General features: G+C 54.2%; 10 protein-coding genes, 2 tRNA genes and 2 rRNA genes. 6 read left to right on the plus strand and 8 right to left on the minus strand.

Annotation, left to right across the window (positions count from 1 at the left end):
• Positions 1 to 64: 64 nt before the first annotated feature.
• Both UH5x_RS14160 and UH5x_RS14165 read right to left on the minus strand, forming a co-directional pair.
• Complete coding sequence (locus UH5x_RS14160; RefSeq protein ID WP_482632760.1) at positions 65 to 1,312, minus strand: metallophosphoesterase; 1,248 nt, start codon at positions 1,310 to 1,312, stop codon at positions 65 to 67.
• Positions 1,313 to 1,411: 99 nt separating this feature from the next.
• Positions 1,412 to 1,933, minus strand: coding sequence for a SixA phosphatase family protein (locus UH5x_RS14165; RefSeq protein ID WP_482632761.1), 522 nt, complete (start codon positions 1,931 to 1,933; stop codon positions 1,412 to 1,414).
• Between the two features lie 98 nt (positions 1,934 to 2,031).
• Between UH5x_RS14165 and UH5x_RS14170 the strand changes: the two genes are divergently transcribed.
• The gene (locus UH5x_RS14170; protein ID WP_482632762.1) at positions 2,032 to 3,411 is read left to right on the plus strand and encodes an outer membrane protein assembly factor BamB family protein; all 1,380 of its coding nucleotides are present in this window, start codon (positions 2,032 to 2,034) and stop codon (positions 3,409 to 3,411) included.
• A gap of 61 nt (positions 3,412 to 3,472) precedes the next feature.
• Here the strand turns inward: UH5x_RS14170 and UH5x_RS14175 are convergent, their stop codons facing one another.
• Complete coding sequence (locus UH5x_RS14175; protein ID WP_047815849.1) at positions 3,473 to 3,691, minus strand: hypothetical protein; 219 nt, start codon at positions 3,689 to 3,691, stop codon at positions 3,473 to 3,475.
• A gap of 130 nt (positions 3,692 to 3,821) precedes the next feature.
• On the opposite strand from UH5x_RS14175, the gene UH5x_RS14180 reads away from it, so the two are divergent.
• Entirely contained in the window at positions 3,822 to 4,301 is a 480-nt protein-coding gene (locus tag UH5x_RS14180; protein WP_047815850.1) for an EVE domain-containing protein, read from the plus strand.
• 50 nt (positions 4,302 to 4,351) lie between these two features.
• On the opposite strand, the gene UH5x_RS14185 is transcribed toward UH5x_RS14180, so the two are convergent.
• Complete coding sequence (locus UH5x_RS14185) at positions 4,352 to 4,831, minus strand: hypothetical protein (RefSeq protein WP_482632763.1); 480 nt, start codon at positions 4,829 to 4,831, stop codon at positions 4,352 to 4,354.
• Positions 4,832 to 5,144: 313 nt separating this feature from the next.
• Here UH5x_RS14185 and UH5x_RS14190 point away from each other — a divergent pair, with 313 nt between their 5' ends.
• The 3 genes from UH5x_RS14190 (at position 5,145) to UH5x_RS14200 (ending at position 7,867) form a co-directional block, all read left to right on the plus strand.
• Positions 5,145 to 5,765 (plus strand): peptidylprolyl isomerase, encoded by a 621-nt coding sequence (locus UH5x_RS14190; protein ID WP_482632764.1) that lies wholly within the window; start codon positions 5,145 to 5,147, stop codon positions 5,763 to 5,765.
• Positions 5,766 to 5,992: 227 nt separating this feature from the next.
• On the plus strand, positions 5,993 to 7,474 hold the full coding sequence (locus UH5x_RS14195; RefSeq protein WP_482632765.1) for a DUF58 domain-containing protein: 1,482 nt from the start codon (positions 5,993 to 5,995) through the stop codon (positions 7,472 to 7,474).
• Positions 7,475 to 7,606: 132 nt separating this feature from the next.
• Positions 7,607 to 7,867: a hypothetical protein gene (locus UH5x_RS14200; protein ID WP_047815853.1), complete on the plus strand. Its 261-nt coding sequence runs from the start codon at positions 7,607 to 7,609 to the stop codon at positions 7,865 to 7,867.
• 698 nt (positions 7,868 to 8,565) lie between these two features.
• On the opposite strand, the gene rrf is transcribed toward UH5x_RS14200, so the two are convergent.
• From rrf to UH5x_RS14220, 4 genes are all read right to left on the minus strand, one after another.
• Positions 8,566 to 8,674, minus strand: a 5S ribosomal RNA gene (gene rrf / locus UH5x_RS14205).
• A 107-nt stretch (positions 8,675 to 8,781) separates the two neighbouring features.
• Positions 8,782 to 11,671: ribosomal RNA gene (locus tag UH5x_RS14210) — 23S ribosomal RNA — on the minus strand.
• Positions 11,672 to 12,488: 817 nt separating this feature from the next.
• A tRNA-Ala gene (locus UH5x_RS14215) sits at positions 12,489 to 12,561 on the minus strand.
• A gap of 78 nt (positions 12,562 to 12,639) precedes the next feature.
• A tRNA-Ile gene (locus UH5x_RS14220) sits at positions 12,640 to 12,713 on the minus strand.
• A gap of 278 nt (positions 12,714 to 12,991) precedes the next feature.
• Here UH5x_RS14220 and UH5x_RS14225 point away from each other — a divergent pair.
• Complete coding sequence (locus UH5x_RS14225; RefSeq protein ID WP_482632766.1) at positions 12,992 to 14,932, plus strand: redoxin domain-containing protein; 1,941 nt, start codon at positions 12,992 to 12,994, stop codon at positions 14,930 to 14,932.
• Positions 14,933 to 14,971 lie beyond the last annotated feature (39 nt).

Genomic DNA, 14,971 nt, shown 5'->3' on the forward strand with positions numbered 1-14,971 from the left:
GGGAGGAGCCTGATTCAATGATCCGAATTCTTGGCGAATCCGGCTACGGAGATTGCGTTCCGGATCACGAACTTGGGCAGCGCAGGGTGATCAGCGACAGCTCAGGCCGACAACGAATTCGCAACAGGTGAACTCCGCTGAGTCCTCGCGAAACATGCATTGTTGTTGGCGATCGATAAAAATCGCCCGATGCCCAACGACTGCCGTGCCAACTGGGACTCAAGATCGGACCGGCCAACGGCAATCGACCTTGGCCGCCATGCGTGTGACCGGCCAACATCAGATCCACTCCGTTCCGACGACACCAATCGAATTGATCGGGGCTGTGAGACAGGCACAATCGAAAGCCAATGCTTTCATCAGAGATCAACGGGTCGTTCGGCCGAGTGAACCAGGGCCACTCATTCCCCAGCAACTGACAATCGAGCGAACGCAGCGACACCGTTTCAATCTTCCCGCCAACGTCAATCCATCCGGCGTCCGTCATTCGATCACGCACCACGCTCGGATCGGAAATGCGAGTGTCGTGGTTCCCGAGCACAAAGTAGCAACCGTCCTTCGCTCGCGCGGGTGAAAACAAATCATGCAACCAAGCCACACAAGGTTGCTTGTCGACAATGTCGCCGGTCAGTGCCATCAAGTCCGGCGACCACTGCGTGGCGATCGAAACCGCGTGAGCCGTGAAGTCAGGTGCGACTTGCCCAGTCAAATGAATGTCGGACAGATGAGCGATCTTGTAACCGTCCAGTTGCTCCGGCAAACCAACCACGGGCAACTCGATCTGCTCCACCGCCATTTCAAAGATCTGGTTCACCGGAACCTTCGCCGCCCATCGGCACTTGCGAGTCCGGGCCAACGTCAGTCCAGTTCGCTTCGAAACGTCATGCACCTCGACATCGCGTTTCGTAGGCACATGCTGGAATCTCCAAATCGGTCGCCACAACAACCACAGAAATCCAAACATAGCGCCCATCACCAAACAGAAGGCCGCATAAACCAGCAAAACAACCGGCAAGACTTCCGAGTCCGACTGACCGAGCACCCACTTGGAAATGGGCTGCCAAAAGATTGCACCCAGGATCAACGGCGTGACCCACGTTTCTGCAAATGCAATCTTTTCGGTTCGCTTGATCGTCGCTCTCTTCCACCCCAGAGAATTCAGCCGGTTGTAAAACGTCAGCCGCAGCCCCAAGTGACAGAACAAGACAACGGCCAGCAGCACGATGCGTGAAAACGGGTCCGAGAAAAAACTGTCCAAGCGATTGGCCGATGATTGAACTCGAGAAACGAACCCGTGAAACACGGTTGCCATCACTGGCACAAAATCAAATGTCTTCGTCCAAGGAAAAGAATTGTGACCACCGGGAGATATCGTCAACCCGATGGGGCCCCAAACGATCCAGACAAACGATCACGGAAGTTGTTTCGGCCGGATCTCTTTCCACACTTGGCAGTTCTTCGGACTCAGTGCCTCTGCCCAAGAAGAAATCTGACAATCAAACACGGCCAACCCTGCCGTGGGAAATCCGCAAGCGTGGTCCAACAATTCGCTCGCCGCAGAACTGATCCCTGGATTGTGCCCCAACACGAGCAAGGTTTTTGGTGCGTTTCCAGGTTCGCGATTGGTTTCCGGCAACCACTCTTCCGTCGATCGAATCATCTGGAAAATCATGGACGCCGTCGCCAGATAAAGATCCGATGAAAAAAAGCTTGGAACGGGCGTCCCCCAGCGAGAATTCAAAAACGCGGCCGTCTCGCGAGTCCGCTTGGAATCAGAGGACAGCAAAAAATCGGGCTGGCAGCCCTGCTCCTCCATCCATCCGGCGATTCTCGGCGCATCGCGTCGTCCCCGAGCATTCAAGGGCCGTTCGTGATCCGACAAACTGGCGTCGGCCCAGTCACTTTTCGCGTGACGCATCAAAATCAATCGCATTCGGTTTCGATCAGTCGGAGGGAAGACAAAGCGGTTTGAACCCGCAAAAGAACATATAGTACGCACAGGTTCCCATCCCAATTTTCGGACTTCAAAACATGCGTGCAGCTTCTCTTTCCCAGTTCTTGCCCTTGGATTTTGATTCCTTCGCTCGATCCAAGTTGCTCACACTCGGGTTGATTTTCACCACCTCGTCGCTGGCATCCGCCGACGACTGGTCCGGCTGGATGGGTGATCAACGCGATGGGGTCTATCGCGAATCCGGCATTGTGGACTCCATTCCGGAATCAGGGCTGAAACTCAAATGGCGAGCCAAAATTGCCGGTGGATACGCAGGCCCCTCGGTTGCGGATGGGCGTGTGTTCGTTTTCGATTACGCACGCCGTCAAGGCGAAGCTTTCAACGACCCTGGCAAGCGAGCGGACCTGTCCGGTGACGAACGACTGATCGTCTTGGACGCTGAATCCGGCAAAGAATTGTGGCGGCATGAATACGAACGTCCCTACAGCATTTCCTATCCCGCGGGACCTCGCTGCACCCCCACCGTGGATGGCGACCGAGTCTACATCCTCGGAAGCGAAGGCGATTTGCGATGCTTGTCGGTCACCGATGGCGAATTGATCTGGAGCCGAAATTTTGCCAGCGACTTCGGTGCGGAAGTGCCCATATGGGGATTCTCTTCGCATCCACTGATCGAAGGGGACCTGCTCTACACGATGGTCGGCGGTGAAGGACAAGGCGTGGTCGCGTTCGATAAAATGACCGGCGAAGTTCGCTGGAAACAACTCGACTGCAACGCGGGCTACGCCGCACCCTCGATTTTGAATCAGGGCGGTCAGAAAAAACTGCTGGTGTTCTCCCCCACCGGTGTGCACGGCTTGGACCTGATCAGCGGCGAACCCATCTGGAATGTTGAACTCAGCCCGATGTTCGATATGTCGATTGCGGTCCCTGCGGTTGAGGGCAATCGGATCTACGCCAGCGGGATCCGTACCGAATCGGTGATGTTCGAACTGAACGAAAACGCGACTGCCGCCACGGAACTTTGGCGTGGCGAACGAGATCACTCGGTCTTTTCCAGCAACAGCCCCGCCGTCTTCATGGACGGGGTGGTCTACGGGACTGATTGCAATGTCGGCGAACTGATTGCGTTTGATGCGGACAACGGCGACCGATTGTGGTCAACCTTCCAAGCCACCAAACCAGACGAAAAACGATTCATCAAACACGGCACTGCATTTTTGACTCGCTTGGGTGACTCCAACCGTTTCCTCATCTTCTCCGAAAATGGCGACTTGATGGTCGCGACTCTGTCCAAAGATGGTTTCGAAGAACATGGGCGTTTCCATGCGATCGAACCCACCGGCGAAGCCTTTGGCCGCTCAGTGGCGTGGACTCACCCTGCCTACGCGAACCAAACCGTTTTCATTCGGAACGACCAGGAAATCGTCGCCTACAACTTGGCAAAACCGGAGTGAGTTTCTGCCACCTGAATTCCAAAGTCCCGAAAAGCCTCGGTGTTCATCCACCGAGGCTTTTTCAATGGCTATCGACGATGATCTGGCCGACAAAAAGCCAAACGGCGGTGAATGCGATGCCCAAGGCGGTGTGAATTGCGTCAACGTTCATATTTGTCTCAAGCCGATGGCGTGATCTCGCGTGAAACACGAGACCGCGCATGGAAAACGGATACAAGGCCGTTTCCATGGCCTGAATTAAGCTGCCGCGATCATGCGGAAGCAGACGAATTCGTTTCATCGACACACAATGGAAGTGTGTCTTCTTGAGTTATCGGCATGGCTCCGAAACAATTCGATGAAAAATCGCCGCGCCCGCACAAATTGACTCAACCGAACACCCGCCCCCAAACAACACACTGAGCAAACCGATGAAGTACTGGTTGATGAAGACGGAACCGAACACGTTCAACATCGATGATTTGGCTGAGCAACCCGACCAAATCACTTGCTGGGAAGGCGTCCGCAACTACCAAGCTCGCAATTTGCTCCGGGACGAGATCGAAGAAGGCGATCGAGTCCTGTTCTATCACTCCGCTTGCAAAACGCCTGCGGTCGTTGGACTGGCGACCGTTTCTCGCGGCGGCTATCCCGACCACCATGCCTGGGACAAAAAGAGCCATTACTTCGACCCCAAAAGCACCCCCGACTCACCGACCTGGTTCATGGTCGACATTCAACTTGAAAAGAAACTGGACCGCCCGGTCACCCTGGCTGAACTCCGAGAAGAAGCCACTCAGGCGGGCAGCCCCCTGGTGGACATGATGTTGTTGCGAAAAGGCAGCCGACTTTCTGTCCAACCGGTGACCAAGAAGCAGTTTGACCGCGTCATCAAATTGTCAAAGAAATGAACCGCTAAGGCGGAGACCATCGAATTCCCAGCAATCCAGTTCGACTGCGATCAATCCGTGAAGTCGATTCGCTCCCCCGATCCATCCCACTTGGGCGTGGGGTGTTCGATCTCGCCCTGCCGAACACGTTGTTTTTCCGACAGCAACCGCAGGTGCTCCCTCAGAAACAATTTCGGCAAACTCTGGTCCGCCCGTCTCAATCGGTAAGCGATTCGCCCTTTGCGGCGAACGAAGTACATGCCGATCACTTCTCCCACAAACAGATCCCGCTCCATTCCGAGCCCGATCGTTTCGACTTCATCCCCCAAATCCAAGTCCTCTGCCTTGATTTGCAACCACAGGGCCGGCCGCAACCGAAACGCCCATTTCCCATAGCAACAGTGGTAGTAGATGCCATCGAAAGAATCGCGTCGGATGACGCGTTCGCTAGGCAAAAGCTTCGAAACGACGGGGAGATCGTCCGGATGAATCCACCCCTGACCGTCTTCCGGCCAACGCGGATAAATCCCGTACTGTGGAAATTCAATCAAGGCATCGCTCTTGGGATCCAATGAAATCGACCGTGCCCTCGCGATTCACGTGAGAACTGGAACACGACCACCGATTTTAACAAACCAGACCGAGCTTTCGTGCGTCTGACTCATGAACCACTCGCGCTCAGAGCGATGCCTGCCCCGATCAAGAGAAATTCTCGAGACGCTCTTCGATCGTTGTCCTCCAACTTCGATGCACCGAAGACTGCATTGTGGGGTTGGAGACTGTCCGGCGGATTTGGTTCAATATGAGCAAAGTCAGCTGCCCCTCCGCGAGCGGCTCCCTCCATTCTCCCTTTAAAAGTGTGCCATGACTGTTCGTGCTTTCGTTTTGTCGCTGGTTGGAATTTCAACCTTCGGTTTGACTGCAGGCCCCGCCTCCCCATCCTTTGCGGCGGATCCCGCCCAAGGAGAGGTCACTCACAAAGTGTATTTCGATGTCTCGATTGGCAATGAACCAGCGGGAAGGGTCGTGATCGGGTTGTTCGGGAAAGATGTCCCCAAGACAGCCGAAAACTTCCGTGCGTTGTCGACAGGCGAAAAAGGCGAAGGGAAAGCGGGCATCCCCTTGGATTTCGAAGGCAGCGCGTTTCACCGTGTCATTCCCGGGTTCATGCTGCAAGGCGGTGACTTCACCGCAGGCAACGGAACCGGTGGCGAGAGCATTTACGGAGAAAAGTTTGCGGATGAGAACTTCAAATTCCAACACACCACCCCGGGTCTGCTGAGCATGGCAAACGCCGGTCGAAACACCAACGGCTCGCAATTCTTCATCACCGTTGCCGCCACCCCCTGGCTCGATGGCAAACACGTTGTCTTCGGTCGCGTGGTGGAAGGCATGGACGTCGTCAAGAAAGTCGAAGCCCAAGGCAGCCAATCCGGTCGCACTCGCCAATTGATCAAGATCACCGAAGCCGGCGAAGTGAAATAACAGCAAACCTCCGTTTGGAACGGCATCCAACGCCTCTCCACACAAACGCACGCGTCGTCGACTTGGAATCTTGCTCCAAGTCGACAACGCGTTTTTTTATGCTCACGCAACATCGCTCGCCTGAGGAACAGCTGACTCAATCGACAACCACGATCCAGCCACCTCCGTGATAGACTGGTGGCTACCGTGAAACACGCCTCTGTTTTCTCCAACCCGACCGAGTCTCCATGGGTTTCGGAAACCGTTTTCAAGCTCTCTTCCAAATCGCGAGCCAATGGCCGTGGCTCTTGCTGGTTTTGGTGAGTTTGCCATTGGTGGTCGCGGCATTTTGGTTGCGGATCTACCCCACCCGTCGCTGGGTGGCTCTGCTGGGTACGAGTGTTGTCCTCAGTGTCGCGGTGGTCTTCTTTCCTAGCCTCTTGGTCGTCCTTGGATTGTTCGACGGATTGGTCTTCACGGTCACCGCAATTGACGGCCTTCTCCATCTCTTTGCCACCAAAAAGATGCTCGGAAACGGCTTGACCGTGGAACGAAGCGTCTCTCGGACCGGTTCGCTCGGGGTCCCGCTGGACAGCTCCCTCTCGCTGCAAAACCACACTCAGATGCGAATGAAAGGCGTCCTTCGTGACGACGTTCCAAACTCCTTCGTATCAGATCCCGAAGAACACCAGTTGGATTTGCCCCCCGGATTGCAATTGCAACTTCGTCGAAAACTCACACCTCACCGACGAGGTGCCTTCCAGATGGATCGCGTCGATCTCAAACTCATCAGCCCTCTGGGACTGTGGCAGCGACATATTTCTCGCACCCTCGAAAGCCCGCTGAATGTCTTTCCCGACATGAAACAACTGTCGGACTACGCCTTGTTAGCTCGAACCGATCGCTTGAGCCTGATCGGAGTCCGGAGAACTCGTCGAATCGGGCAAGACAGCGATTTCGAACGACTTCGCGATTACACACGCGATGACAGCTATCGCCACATCGATTGGCGCAGCACCGCTCGCCGAAACAAACTCACCGTCCGACAATTTCAAAGCGATCAAAGCCAACGCCTCATCTTTCTGCTCGATTGCGGCCGAATGATGACCAACCAAAGAAACGGCTACTCCCTTCTCGATCACGCACTCAATTCCATCTTGATGATGTCTTACGTGGCACTCCATCAAGGCGATTCTGTCGGGATGATCTGTTTCAGCGACACGATCCACGCCTATCTCCCACCCAAGGGCGGGGCCAGCCAGATGAATCGCTTGCTTCAAGCCGGTTTTGACCAATTCCCGCGAATGGTTGAATCCCGCTACGACCAAGCCTTTCTGTACCTCAATTCCCACTGCAAACGACGCTCTCTCGTCACCCTGACCACCAACATCGTCGACGAAGTCAACGCAGAAGTGGTCGCCGACCATCTCACCAACCTGACTGGCACCCACTTGCCCCTCGCAGTTGTGCTCCGCGATCGAGAAATGTTCGATGCGGCAGACTACCCCGCAGAAATGCTGCAGACCGCTGGAAACGTCCAGCACTCCAACATGCTCGACGAAACTCGGACCTACCGTGCCGCCGCCGCGGCCGAAATGCTCGTTTGGCGGGAAGAAGTCCTCTCAGGGCTCCGGCACAAAGGAGTTCTAGTCGTCGACGCCTTCCCAGACGAACTCAGCGCCCCCATGGTCAACCAATACTTGCAGGTCAAAGCCAAACACCTGCTCTAACGATTGCAACAAACGCAACAGAAACGGCGGTCGAGGCGACGAAATCTCTCTCCCTCATCCGCACCCACTTCACAAGCCGATTCCTTTGGATGTCTACCAAACCAAAAGACAAGTCAAACGGAGCGTGATCGGATGTGGAGAAGTCTCTTTTTAGCCGTCGGAATCATGATGGTGATCCTGGGCGTTGAAACCATGCTCATCGACTCCGCCACCGTCTACGCAGCTGCCGAATCCAGTGCTGCTGAGTTCATGGATCCGGGAGTGACTCCCGCCCAAACCACCAAGGTCTGGACACCAACCGAGCGATTTCCTTGGGTGATGCTCGCAGTCGGTGCCGTGGTCATCCTCTACGCCATCACCCTTCCCAAACGCTGGGGACGAAGCGGAGACTGAAACCGGTCTTTCGACTGACTGAAAACCGAAAACGCCACGCATCAACCCGATGATCGTGGCGTTTTTGCTGCGCTATCAGAATCAGAACACTGATGCAGGCATCAATCCAAGCAAAACCCCGCAACGAACCAGACAATCAAACGCGGCCAGGCTATCCGAGCAATCGAAAGACAAGAACCACACTGGCGTGCTCTGCCCGATTCAACGCCCCAAAGGGGAAAACAGGTCGCCGCAACGTGCATCCAGGGCCCAAGCGATCCTGAAACCGCCGAAATCAAATCAAGCCACCTCAGCGAAGCGTGCCCGATCAGCAGTTTTGATCGCTACTCGCTGGCAACTAGTGGTCTGTTAAAGCTAAAAGTTAGGGTTGGTCGTAGTGGAGGAGGCCACGAGTCCTTGGATTTGACGCCAGTTCAGGACTCGTGGCCTCGTCCACCACCCAAAAACAAGTCGTGACAGACCACTAGCCACTAGCCACTAGCCACTAGCCACTAGCCACTAGCCACTAGCCACTAGCCACTAGCCACTAGCAACTAGCAACTAGCAACTAGCAACTAGCAACTAGCAACTAGCAACTAGCAACTAGCAACTAGCAACTAGCAACTGGCAACTGGCAACTGGCAACTGGCAACGGATCTCGAATATTCGGTGCGCGCATAAAAAAACCCTCCTGAGAAAACTCAGAAGGGTTTTTAAAAATCCGGCAAGACCTACTTTCACGCTGGTGGGCACTATCATCGGCTCTGAAAGCTTGACTACTGTGTTCGGAATGGGAACAGGTATAACCTTTCAGATATGATCGCCGGAAAGACCTCACGACGAATGTTTCGCCGCCGTAAGGCCAGTTGTTTGGTAGTTGAACAAGTTAACTTCTTGAAGCCGATCCGATTGGACCGCATGAGTGCGGGATATCGGTGGCCAAACTTTCGCCCGTTAGTATTGGTTTGCTTAATGCATTACTGCACTTACACGTCCAACCTATCAACCTGGTAGTCTTCCAGGGGGCTTTCGACTAATGTCTACGAATCCTTATCTCTGGGCGGGCTTCACGCTTAGATGCTTTCAGCGTTTATCCTTTCCGAAGTTAGCTATCCAGCCATGCCGCTAGCGCGACAACTGGTACACCAGAGCTTCGTCCAACTAAATCCTCTCGTACTAAAGTTGAATCCCATCAAGATTCGAACGCCCACGGCAGATAGGGACCGACCTGTCTCACGACGGTCTGAACCCAGCTCACGTACCACTTTCATTGGCGAACAGCCAAACCCTTGGGAGCTTCTACACCCCCAGGATGTGATGAGCCGACATCGAGGTGCCAAACCGCATCGCCGCTGTGGACGCTCGGATGCGATAAGCCTGTTATCCCCGGAGTACCTTTTATCTGATGAGCGATAACCCTTCCATTCGGGATTACCGGATCACTAAGGCCAACTTTCGTTCCTGCTCGACTTATGAGTCTCGCAGTCAAGCACACTTATACCTTTACGCTCTACGCCTGATTGCCGACCAGGCTGAGTGTACCTTTGCACTCCTCCGTTACTCTTTGGGAGGAGACCGCCCCAGTCAAACTGCCCGACTGACACTGTCCTTTGCCCCGTTTCAGGGGATCAAAGTTAGAATTAAAATATGACCAGGCTGGTATTTCAACAACGACTCCCTCTACACTAGCGTGCAAAGTTCAAAGTCTCCCAGCTATCCTACACAAGACATATCTCAACCCAATAGCAGCCTACAGTAAAGGTTCACGGGGTCTTTCCGTCTAACCGCGGGTATGTGGCATCTTCACCACAACTACAATTTCACCGGGTCGGTGGTTGAGACAGTGCTCCAATCGTTACGCCTTTCATGCAGGTCGGAACTTACCCGACAAGGAACTTCGCTACCTTAGGACCCTCATAGTTAGGGCCGCCGTTTATTGGGGCTTCGGTCGCCAGCTTCGTCCCGAAGGACTAACCGTCTTCCTTAACCTACCAACACCGGGCAGGCGTCAGTCTCTATACATCCACTTGCGTGTTAGCAGAGACCTGTGTTTTTGATAAACAGTCGTTAGAGCCGATTTTCTGTGGCCTCCAACAGCGTGAACCGTCGGAGGCGCCCCTTATCGCGAACTTACGGGGCCATTTTGCAGAGTTCCTTAACCACCGTTCTCCCGAGCGCCTTAGAATTCTCATCTCGCCTACCTGTGTCAGTTTTAGTACGGTCACAGGGCACATAACTTAGCGGCTTTTCTTGGACGTCCTTCCAATGACTTCGAGAACTTGGATGCTCTCGAGCTCAACCTTGGCTCATGTCAGGTCATTTATCCCCCAACACCTCAGTTTTCGCTACGGACATTTCTATTCGTACCGCTCACTTTCTGGACGCCGTCCCCGCATCGAAGTACCCTTGTGGCGAAGGAATATTGACCTTCTATCCATCGTCTACGCCTTTCGGCCTCGACTAAGGTACCGGCTAACCCTGGGCGGATTTACCTTCCCCAGGAAACCTTAGGCTTTCGGCGAACAGGATTCTCACCTGTTTTATCGTTACTCATTCCGGCATAATCACCCGATGACCCCGACACCGCTCGTTACCGTACGGCTCGTATCTGGTCATCGGCGCTCTCCTACCACTCTAGATAAATCTAGAATCCGCTGCTTCGGTGTACTACTTACTCCCGTTCATTATCGGCGCAGAAATGCTCGACTGGTAAGCTGTTACGCACTTTTTAAATGGTGGCTGCTTCTAAGCCAACATCCCAGCTGTCACGGCACTTCAACTTCCTTAGTGACTAAGTAGTACTTCGGGACCTTAGCAGGCGATCTGGGTTGTTTCCCTCTCGACCCTGGAGCTTATCCCCCAGGGACTGACTGCCGAGATAATTTTACCGGTATTCGGAGTTTGGTTCGGTGGGGTACCCTTGGAAGGGCCCCCATCCGATTCAGTATCTCTACCCCCGGTAAATAGTGGCTCGACGCTATCCCTCAAGATATTTCGGAGAGAACGAGCTATCTCCTGGTTTGATTACACTTTCAGTCCTCCCCACAGGTCATCCCCTCAGTTTTCAACCTAAGTGGGTTCGGTCCTCCACGCAGTTTAACCCGCGCTTCAACCTGCCCATGGGTAGATCACACAGGTTTCGCGTCTGCAGCAACCGACCAACGCCCTATTCAGACTCGGTTTCCCTTGGGCTTCGTTCCGTCAGAACTTAACCAAGCCGGTTACCACAACTCGCCGGATCATTATGCAAAAGGCACGCCGTCACACATTAAAATAGTGCTCCGACCGCTTGTAGGCACATGGTTTCAGGTTCACATTCCTCCCCTAGCAGGGGTTCTTCTCACCATTCACTCACGCTACTGGTTCGCTATCGGTCGTTAGAGAGTATTTAGCCTTACGGGATGGTCCCCGCGGATTCAGTCCAGGTTTCACGTGACTGGACCTACTCAGGTGCTTCTAAGGTGAGACAATATTTTCGCGTACGGGGCTGTCACCCTCTGTGGCCGACCGTTCCAAGTCGTTTCACTAACACGTCTCAATCCCATATTGAAGTCCTACAACCCCGAGAAGGAAACCTTCTCGGTTTGGGCTATTCCGATTTCGCTCGCCGCTACTGACGGAATCGATTTTTCTTTCTATTCCTCTGGTTACTTAGATGTTTCAGTTCACCAGGTTGTTACATACACACCTATGTATTCAGTGTGCTGTTGTCGGGAACCCCGGGATCATCGCTTGTGTGTCAACTTCCCCAGGCTTTTCGCAGACTTCCACGCCCTTCTCCTTCTAACGCCAAGACATCCCCCATGTGCCCTTAATAGATTGGCCACCGAAATCCCGAACTCAAAACGCAGACCCGAACCACACCCTCTTGCGAGAGCATCGAACCGGCACAACATCTTGGTTTCAAGCTTCAGTGCTATCTAGTTAACGATATCACACAGTGGCTCAACACTTCTCATCGAGAAGCTGCTGAACCGCTCAAGAATCCAATCAGAATCAAATCACTGCCGTCAGTTTCTTTCGAAACTCTCTTGCAGCGACGCTTCCGAAGAACTTATTACCCTACTGACAAATGCTCCTGAACCCCGGAAAAAGGTTCACTCACATCCGTCGCATGGTGCTCTTTTCAGATGCCAACTACCAAACAACCAAATTTTCAAAAATCAATTTCCCGGATGCTCGCTAGGCGAGGACCCGAGAGACGCTGCTAAAAACAGCCGGTCAATCTCTTGCGTTGAGCGTTAGAGATCAGCCGGTCGCCTTTAAGCGAGCGAGGAAGTTAGCGACTTGCTAACTTCGAGTCAAGGGGAAGAAGCGATGAATTTTTAAAAAGTTTCAAAGCTGACTTCAACTTGTTTGCCGCGTTGCAGACCTTTGCTCAACCCTTTGAAAGAGTGTCGCAGAGACTTGCTCAGCGGCGGGACAGGAAAGATAGCGAGCCGGCGATTCTGGTCAACCCCGTCTTGTCTCATTTCTGAAGAAAACTTTGATTCTTCGTGAAGTGTTTCAGACGGAAGCGTCTCAGAAGCAAACCGGGACTTCTCATCCCTGCTTGTTTCCAGTCACCCGCAGTGAGCGGGTGTCTTTCAACTTTCGGCTTTCCTCACCCTCTGACTTGAGTCAGTTTGTGATTTCAACCAAGTGGAGGTAGACGGACTTGAACCGACGACATCCTGCTTGCAAAGCAGGCGCTCTCCCAACTGAGCTATACCCCCGTGGTGTTGAGCTCCGAGGAGGAAGGGTGACGTTCCGTTTCAGAACGGGAACCTCACCCTGCCACCTCGAACCTCGAGTGGGCGTGCCAGAACTCGAATCTGGGACCTCGTCGTTATCAGCGACGCGCTCTAACCAACTGAGCTACACGCCCGTCAGGCCCACAGGACCTGATGGTTTCCGCCTCGCTTTCGTGAGGCGGGTCGGAAGTTTAGGAAGTTTTGGTTTGTTGTCAAACGCACTTTGGCCATGTTTTTGACCAATTCCTTCATTTCCGCGAGTGTTTTTTTCGGCTTCATCCACAGGAAGTCTTGAATCAACGTTCCCCCAGACGGCCAAATTCAGCCAAAATGCTTGTCCGCGGTCCGTGTCGTTCGGATCCAACACTCCATTTCGATGTGCAAGTCAATCAGAAGGATTTGTTTAGCTGCCATGAGTAAACACAACCGTTTTCCCGCGCCCTGGTCGATTCGAGGCTTCGTCCTCGGGGGCGGTTCGCTCGTCCTTTCCAGCCTATTGGCGACAACAGCATCCGCAGCTCCTCCTTCCGCCGCCGCCGCATTGGGGCTGAAACCGGTTCAGGACGGTGTGGAATTCGAACAAGTCGAATCGGGCGATGTCGAAAAATGTGAGGTTCGCGACATCGAACGAGATGACTGGTCGGGATGGGAAGTCATCGCCGGCGATGGCACCGTGCTGCGACGCTTCGCCGACACCAACGGCGACAAAAAGGTCGATCTGTGGTGCTATTTCCAGTTCGGCGTCGAGGTCTATCGCGATGTCGATGCGAATTTCAACGGCAAGGCGGACCAATACCGCTGGATGGGAACCGGAGGGACTCGCTGGGGCATCGACGAAAACGAAGATGGCCAAATCGATCGCTGGAAGATGATCTCAGCCGAGGAAACCACCCGAGAGTTGGTGGAATCATTGGCCAATTCCGATGGCAACCGCTTTGTCACACTGCTGGCGTCCCCCAAAGAACTGCAATCCGCCGGCCTGACCGGCGAACGCCTGGAAAGCTTGGTCAAAAAGGCCTCGCGAGCCGCTTCCAACTTCAAAAAGTTCGCTGCCACCCAACGTGCCATTGGCCCAAAATCGCAATGGATCCAGTTCGCCGCGGCGACTCCCGGGATCGTTCCCGCAGATGACATCGGGGTCAAAAAAGACGTGATGGCATACGAAAACGCCGTGGCCATGTACGAGTCCAATGGCCAATCGGGCCAAATGCTGGTCGGCACCGTGATCCGCATTGATGACACATGGAAATTGGTCGACCTGCCCGTCCTGGCCGAAACAGGCGAGCCAATTGCCCAGTCCAACGGCAATTTCTTCACCCCCGGTGGCATGGCCAACACAGGCGCTGGCATCTCATCGGCCGGGAACTCGAAGACACAAGAATTGGTCGGTGCGCTCGAAGCGGTTGACTCGCAAATGGTTGGCGAAGGCGATCCCAAAGCCCTCGCAACGCTGAACGAACGCCGTGCCGACATCGTTGAAAAACTGATCGCTGCCGCGGAAACTCCCGCCGAACGCGAAACCTGGACGCGACAATTGGTCGACACCGTCAGCGTGGCGACCCAGAGCGGAACCTACCCAGGTGGCCTGAAACGACTGAAAACGTTGGCCGCTTCGTTCCGCGATTCCAAGGGCGCCCAGTCCGACGCCATGCGGGCGTACACCGAGTATCAATTGATCGGAACCGAGTACATCGCTCGCCAAACCGGGGACGCCGACTTCGCGGAAAACCAGGTTTGGTGGTTGGAACAACTGACCGAATTTGCCGATCAGTACCCCCAAGCACCGGAAACGGCCGCCGCGAAACTGCAATTGGCACTCAGCAAAGAATTTGAGGACAAAGAAGCCGAAGCCCTTCGATTTTACAAAGAGGTCGCCAAAGATTTCCGCGGCACCGAAGCCGCCGAGCGCGCCGCTGGTGCGGTTCGTCGACTGGAATCCGAAGGCAAAGAAGTCGACCTCGAAGGCCGCACGGTCCAAGGCAAAGCCTTTCGCTTGAGTGCTCTTCGCGGCCGCCCGGTCGTGCTTCATTACTGGGCGACTTGGTGCGAACCCTGCAAGAACGACATGAAATTGCTGCGTGGCCTGCAAGCTCGCTATCAACGCGCCGGCCTGCAAATCGTGGGCGTCAACATCGACAACCAACTGGAACAAGCGTCCGAATTCCTGAAGACCAACGCCTTGCCGTGGGTTCACCTGCACGAAGATGGTGGACTGGAAAGCAGCCCCTTGGCCAAGCAATTTGGAGTGCAAACGCTACCAACCACGATGCTGATCGATTCCAAAGGACGCGTGGTCGACCACAACATCGGTGCCGCCGAACTGGATGACGCCATCGAGAAATTGCTGAAGTAGACGTCGCTGTCACAGTCGAATTTCAATCGGTGAGCAACC

This window comes from Rhodopirellula sp. UH5, from assembly GCF_056839225.1.